Origin of the sequence: Protofrankia sp. CiP1_Cm_nod2, assembly GCF_920664355.1 — a bacterium.
Lineage (GTDB): Bacteria > Actinomycetota > Actinomycetes > Frankiales > Frankiaceae > Protofrankia.
The window spans coordinates 5,069-6,192 of sequence record NZ_CAKKTL010000286.1 but is presented as its reverse complement, the minus strand read 5'-3'; the positions used below and the strand labels follow the sequence as shown (position 1 = coordinate 6,192).

2 protein-coding genes are annotated in these 1,124 nt (G+C 74.9%); one reads left to right on the top strand and one right to left on the bottom strand.

Annotated elements, in window-relative coordinates; all coding sequences use genetic code 11:
* Nucleotides 1–327: hypothetical protein (locus tag NBW84_RS21760; RefSeq protein ID WP_250286933.1), on the bottom strand; the 327-nt coding region annotated here is incomplete at its 3' end.
* A 3-nt stretch (nt 328–330) separates the two neighbouring features.
* Between NBW84_RS21760 and NBW84_RS21755 the strand changes: the two genes are divergently transcribed.
* The gene (locus NBW84_RS21755; RefSeq protein ID WP_445548807.1) at nt 331–1,056 is read left to right on the top strand and encodes a lysophospholipid acyltransferase family protein; all 726 of its coding nucleotides are present in this window, start codon (nt 331–333) and stop codon (nt 1,054–1,056) included.
* The last annotated feature ends 68 nt before the right edge of the window (nt 1,057–1,124 follow it).

Genomic DNA, 1,124 nt, shown 5'->3' with positions numbered 1-1,124 from the left:
TCTACGACCGGCGGTGTGCGGGGTGACGCTCCGAAGGGCGATGCCCCCGCCGGTGCGCAGGGCGGTGTCGCACCGGGTGGTGCTTCGAGCGGCGATGTTCCCGAGACTGATGACGCGCAGGTTGACGTTCCGCGGGGCGATGCTCCCGCGGTCGGTGCCGCGCAGGTTGACGTTCCGCGGGGCGATGCTCCCGCGGTCGGTGCCGCGCGAGGTGTCGGTTCCGTGGCCGGCGTCCCGCGCGGCGGCGGAGGGCCGGGCGGCGGGCGGCCGTCCACGGCGGTGTCCCGGCGGGCGGCGGCGTCCCGGCCGTACAACGACATTCTGCACACGGTGCTCAAACCGCTGTTCCGTCTGATCCTGAACAGGGTCGTCATGCGCCTGACGGCCGAGGGGCTCGACCGGGTCCCGTCCGCCGGCCCGCTGATCTTCGCGGGCAATCACAGCAGCCTGCTCGACGGGCCCCTGGTCGTGATCGAGGCGCCGCGCACGGTCCGCTGCCTGGTGAAGTCCGAGCTGTACACCGGGATCCTCGGCCGGCTGCTGCTGCTGTCCGGGCAGATCCCCGTCGACCGGGGCCGGCCCGACCGGTCCGCGCTGCACACCGCGCTCGACGAGCTCTCCCGCGGCGGCGCGATCGGGGTGTTCCCGGAGGGGACCAGGGGCAGCGGCGAGGTGGAGACCGTCCAGCACGGCATCGCCTACCTGGCCGTCCACGGCCGCTGCCCGATAGTGCCGGTCGCCTGCGTCGACACCGGGCAGGTCCTGCCGAAGGGGGCGCACTGGCCGCGGCGCTCCGTCCACGCCCGGATGGTCTTCGGGCATCCGTTCCAGGTGGAGATCCCGGCCAACCCGCGGTCGCGGCGGGCGCTGGCGGCGGTGGCCGAGGACATCCGGGTCCGGCTCGCCGACCATCTCGCCCAGGCCCGGCTGGCGCCCACGTCCCCGCCCAGTCCGGCCGCGCCGCCCGCCCGGCCGGGATCGCGTCGGTCAGCCGGGGCGGGCCGGCGCCGGCCGCGGCGAGGCGGCCCCGGGCCGACCGGATCCGGCAGGCCGTAGAGATCCACAGAGGTCCGGCTCCGGCAGGACCCAGAAAGTCGCAGAGAGTTACAGAGTCAGAGTTACAG